6 protein-coding genes are annotated in these 4,926 nt (G+C 32.4%); 5 read left to right on the top strand and 1 reads right to left on the bottom strand.

Annotated features, from left to right (window positions below):
- Positions 1-830: EamA family transporter (locus ACTG3Y_RS09235; protein WP_439152639.1), on the top strand; the 830-nt coding region annotated here is incomplete at its 5' end.
- Positions 830-1,438, top strand: coding sequence for an IMPACT family protein (locus tag ACTG3Y_RS09240; protein WP_439152640.1), 609 nt, complete (start codon positions 830-832; stop codon positions 1,436-1,438). The genes ACTG3Y_RS09235 and ACTG3Y_RS09240, both read left to right, overlap by 1 nt.
- Here the strand turns inward: ACTG3Y_RS09240 and ACTG3Y_RS09245 are convergent.
- A complete protein-coding gene (locus tag ACTG3Y_RS09245; protein ID WP_439152641.1) occupies positions 1,433-1,840 on the bottom strand; it encodes an acyl-CoA thioesterase in 408 nt (135 codons plus the stop codon). The two genes, ACTG3Y_RS09240 and ACTG3Y_RS09245, sit on opposite strands and share 6 nt — an antisense overlap.
- 198 nt (positions 1,841-2,038) lie before the next feature.
- Here ACTG3Y_RS09245 and dnaA point away from each other — a divergent pair, with 198 nt between their 5' ends.
- From dnaA to ACTG3Y_RS09260, 3 genes are all read left to right on the top strand, one after another.
- A complete protein-coding gene (dnaA, locus tag ACTG3Y_RS09250; RefSeq protein ID WP_439152642.1) occupies positions 2,039-3,466 on the top strand; it encodes a chromosomal replication initiator protein DnaA in 1,428 nt (475 codons plus the stop codon).
- A 15-nt stretch (positions 3,467-3,481) separates the two neighbouring features.
- Entirely contained in the window at positions 3,482-3,943 is a 462-nt protein-coding gene (locus ACTG3Y_RS09255) for a low molecular weight protein-tyrosine-phosphatase (RefSeq protein ID WP_439152643.1), read from the top strand.
- Between the two features lie 55 nt (positions 3,944-3,998).
- A partial coding sequence (locus ACTG3Y_RS09260) for a PQQ-dependent sugar dehydrogenase (RefSeq protein ID WP_439152644.1) occupies positions 3,999-4,926 on the top strand: 928 nt, incomplete at its 3' end.

A 4,926-nucleotide genomic window follows, 5' to 3' on the forward strand; every position in this document is an offset into this window, starting at 1 on the left:
CATTATCCTCTACTGGAATTTTTGTTTTATTTAAACTCTTTAATAAATACAAAATAAACACGCTGCAAGCTATTGTTGTTAATTATATCACAGCTTGTTTTTGTGGTTTGTTTCATAACAATGTCAATATAAGTTATACCGAAATTTTACGATCCGATTGGTTTTATGGTGCTGTTGGATTAGGCTTTTTATTTATAGCCATATTTAATGTTATGGCATTAACAGCTCAAAAAAATGGCCTGTCAGTTGCGTCAGTGGCTAGTAAAATGAGTGTTATAATACCAATAATATTTGGTGTTTTTGTTTTGAATGAAAGTCTTGGGCTTCAAAAAATAATAGGTATACTTTTAGCTTTAATTGCAGTATATCTAACGTCAATAAAGCCAAATACTGATATTAAGCTCACGCAGTCTTTATATCTTCCTATTGTATTATTTCTAGGTTCTGGCGTTATAGATACATCAGTAAATTATTTTGCACCACAAGATAAAATTCCATTATTTTCAGCGACTATATTCGGGATTGCCTTTATTATTGGTATTTCAGTTTTATCATATAAATCCGTAAAACTTAAAACTCGTTTTAAATTAAGAAGCGTGCCGTTAGGTATAACATTAGGACTGGTAAATTATGCATCCATATTTTTTCTTTTAAAAGCGCTTAGAGTTGATGGATTTGAAAGCTCAACGCTTTTCACTATTAATAATGTAGCGATAGTTGCCTTATCTACTTTGGTTGGTTTAATGCTGTTTAAAGAAACCATATCGAACAAAAATTGGTTAGGTATATGTATTGCTATAATATCTATAATAATTGTAACTTCTGTATAATGGATATTAAGGACACGTACAAAACCATACTAAAACCTTCAGAAGGTGATATCTTTAAGGATAAGAATAGTAAGTTCCATGGTTATGCATATCCTGTCAAAGATGAAAATGAAGTTAAGGAGCGCATAGAAGAATTAAGAAAAATGCATTATTCGGCACGTCATTGGTGTTATGCATATCAATTAGGAACAGAAAACATAAAATACAGAGCAAACGATGATGGTGAACCAAATAATTCCGCAGGTATGCCTATTTACGGTCAGATTCAAGCTTTTGATGTAACAAATGTTTTAGTTGTAGTAATAAGATACTACGGAGGAGTAAAACTTGGTGTAGGCGGATTGATTAATGCCTACAGAACAGGAGCGCAATATGCATTAGAAACTGCGAAAATTATAGAAAGAACAATAAATACAAAATTTCAACTAAAATTTGAATATAAAAACATGAGCAAAGTAATGCGCATTCTAAAAGAAAATAAGGTTGAAATAATAAAACAAACGTTAGAACTCAATTGTTTGTTAGAAATTTCTGTCAGAAAAAGGGACAGTTCTCAGGTTTTCCATATGTTCGATACTTTTTTTGGTGTAGATGTGAGTGAATTATAACGAATAATTTTGCAGTTTATCTAAAAGATATTTTGGACAACGCATTGGTCTGTTCCTATTTTTATCTATAAATGCCAGAATTGTATTACCTGTGGCTAATAATTCATTAGATTCATTTCTTAATTCATATTCAAATTCTATAGATGCTGTAGGTAGTTTTTTTAATGTAGTTTTTACTTTAAGAACATCATCATAACGTGCTGAATTTTTGTAATTTATACTAAGTGAAACTACGGGTAGCATTACACCTTCTTCCTCCATAGCACTGTAGCAAAGACCAAACTCACGCAACCACTCGGTTCTACCAACCTCAAAATAAACTGCATAATTAGCATGATACACAACGCCCATCTGGTCTGTCTCGCCATATCGCACGCGTATTTTTGTTTCATTATAATTCATTTTAATGCCTTTGTTTAGGAAATATTTTGTAATTTTCAACAGTTTTAAACATGAGAAAAAATTTCTAATTATTCAATATTAATCGATTTTTTTTTTAAGAATTTTGTTCACATATTTGTCGTGTAGAAAACATGTAGAGAATCCTAGTTCTCTTTTTTTTTGCTAATCTAACTAACAACTAATAATTAAGTTTAACGAATGGAGATCACAGCGCAATCTGTATGGAGTAATTGTCTCGCCTTTATAAAAGATAATATTCAACCACAAGCCTACAAAACTTGGTTTGAACCTATACAAGCTGTTAAACTTTCGGGTAATGCTTTGAGTATTCAAGTTCCTAGTAAATTTTTCTATGAGTGGTTGGAAGAACATTATGTAAAAATCCTTAAAGTGTCCCTAACCAAAGAATTGGGTGAAGATGCAAAGTTAGTTTATGTTATAAAAATGGAAAACACTTATGGCAATAAACAACCATTTACAGAGAAAATTCCAAGTTCAAACAGATCCGCTGTTAAGTCTCAAGATGTTGATGTTCCTTTTAATAATAAGAGTCCAGAATTAAAAAACCCTTTTGTTATTCCAGGAATTAGGAATGTAAAGATTGAGTCTCAATTAAATCCAAGCTATACTTTTGAAAATTTCCTAGAAGGTGATTCTAACAGATTGGCTAGAAATGCCGGTATTGCTGTGGCAAATAAACCTGGCGGTACGTCTTTTAATCCTCTCTTAATATTTGGTGGTGTTGGTTTAGGAAAAACACATTTAGCTCACGCCATTGGTGTGGATATCAAGGACAAATATCCTGAAAAAACAGTTTTATACATTTCAGCTGAGAAATTCACACAACAATATATAGATTCGGTTAAAAAGAATAACAGAAATGATTTTATTCATTTCTATCAAATTATTGATGTTTTAATAATTGACGATGTACAGTTCTTATCAGGTAAAACTGGTACACAAGATGTATTCTTTCATATATTTAACCATTTACATCAAAACGGTAAGCAAGTCATTTTAACAAGTGATAAAGCACCAGTAGATATGCAAGATATTGAACAGCGTTTATTGTCTCGTTTTAAATGGGGACTTTCGGCTGAATTACAAACACCTGATTTTGAGACCAGAGTATCTATCTTAAAAAATAAGCTCTATAGAGATGGTGTTGAAATGCCAGAAGAAATTGTTGAATATGTGGCTAAACACATAAAGACTAATGTAAGAGAGCTTGAAGGTGCTATTATATCTTTAATCGCTCAGTCTTCATTCAATAAAAAAGAGATTACTATAAATCTTGCAAAAGATATCGTTGAGAAGTTTGTAAAAAATACCAAACGTGAAGTATCAATAGATTACATTCAAAAAGTGGTTTCAGATTACTTTCAGATGGATGTGAACACTTTACAATCTAAAACGCGTAAGCGACATATTGTACAAGCAAGACAACTTGCTATGTTTTTTGCGAAAAAATATACTAAAGCGTCCTTAGCGAGTATTGGTTCACAAATTGGACAAAGAGATCATGCCACAGTACTACATGCATGTAAAACAGTTGATAATTTATCTTCAACAGATAAGCAATTTAGAAAATACGTTGAAGATCTAGCTAAAAAGCTTTCACTGTAAATTAAAAAAACAAAAATGACTACTATTTTAATGGTGTGTTTGGGTAATATTTGCCGTTCACCATTAGCTCATGGTATATTACAGTCTAAACTACCTAAAGACAAGTTCTATGTAGATTCAGCCGGCACTGCGGCATATCATTTAGTAAAACCACCAGACCCTCGTTCTATTGCAGTAGCTAAAAAGAATGGTTTAGATATTAGTAATCAAAAAGCCAGACAATTTGATGTTTATGATTTTGATTCTTATGATTATATTTATGCTATGGATAGGTCTAACTATAGAGATATTATTAGTAAAGCCAGAAACTCTACTGATATCGACAAAGTAAAATTATTCTTAGAAGTGAACGACTCTATTCAAAAGAAAGATGTTCCAGACCCGTATTATGGTGGAGAAAAAGGATTTGATGATGTTTATGACCTAATCTTTAATACTTGTTCTCTATTAGAAGAAAAATTTAGCCCAAAAGCGTAATGTATTTCTTACTTCCTTAGGTTTTTTGTATTTTAACTTCCTTAATATTAATAAAATGAAAACTACTGCCATTATCATATGTCTGCTAATCACAGCTTTATTAAATGCGCAAGATTTAGACTTAGCAGTTTTTGCTCAGAATCTAATTAACCCTGTGAACATTAAGCATGCAGGTGACACTAATTTGTATGTTGCAGAACAAGATGGATTTATTAAAGTTATTGATGAAAATGGGAACGTATTACCTACTCCATTTTTAGATATAGACGATCGTGTCTATGATGTTGCCTTTTTTGGTGACGAACGCGGATTGTTAGGATTGGCTTTCCACCCAGATTATACAAACAATGGTTATTTTTTTGTGAATTACATCAACAACTTAGGAAATACTGTGATTTCAAGATTTGAAAGAGATACCAATAACCCAGATGTAGCAATTCCTGGTTCAGAAGAAATTATTCTAACTTTTACACAACCTGCATATAACCATAACGGTGGAGATATGCATTTTGGGGCAGATGGGTACCTATATATTGGTTCTGGAGATGGTGGCTTTTCTGGAGACCCATCAAACAACGCTCAAAACCTTAATACTTTTTTAGGTAAAATATTACGTATAGATGTAGATAATGTAATACTTCCAGACACGTATAGTATTCCTCCAGACAACCCATTTATCTCAGATGCAAATGCCTTAGATGAAATTTGGGCTTATGGCATTAGGAATCCTTGGAAATTTTCTTTTGACAGTATCACAAATGATATGTGGATAGCCGATGTTGGTCAAAACGCATTTGAAGAAATGAATTTGGCGACTTCAAGCGAGTCTGGAATTAATTATGGATGGCGATGCTACGAAGGAAATGCTCCTTTTAACATTGCCAGTTGTCCTGGAAATCCAACTTTAAAAAGTCCGGTTGCAGTATACACTCATGCGACAGGCAGGTGTTCCGTGACAGGAGGCTACAGATATAGAGGTAGTA

It is taken from the genome of Winogradskyella sp. (assembly GCF_965656915.1).
Classification (GTDB): Bacteria; Bacteroidota; Bacteroidia; order Flavobacteriales; family Flavobacteriaceae; genus Winogradskyella.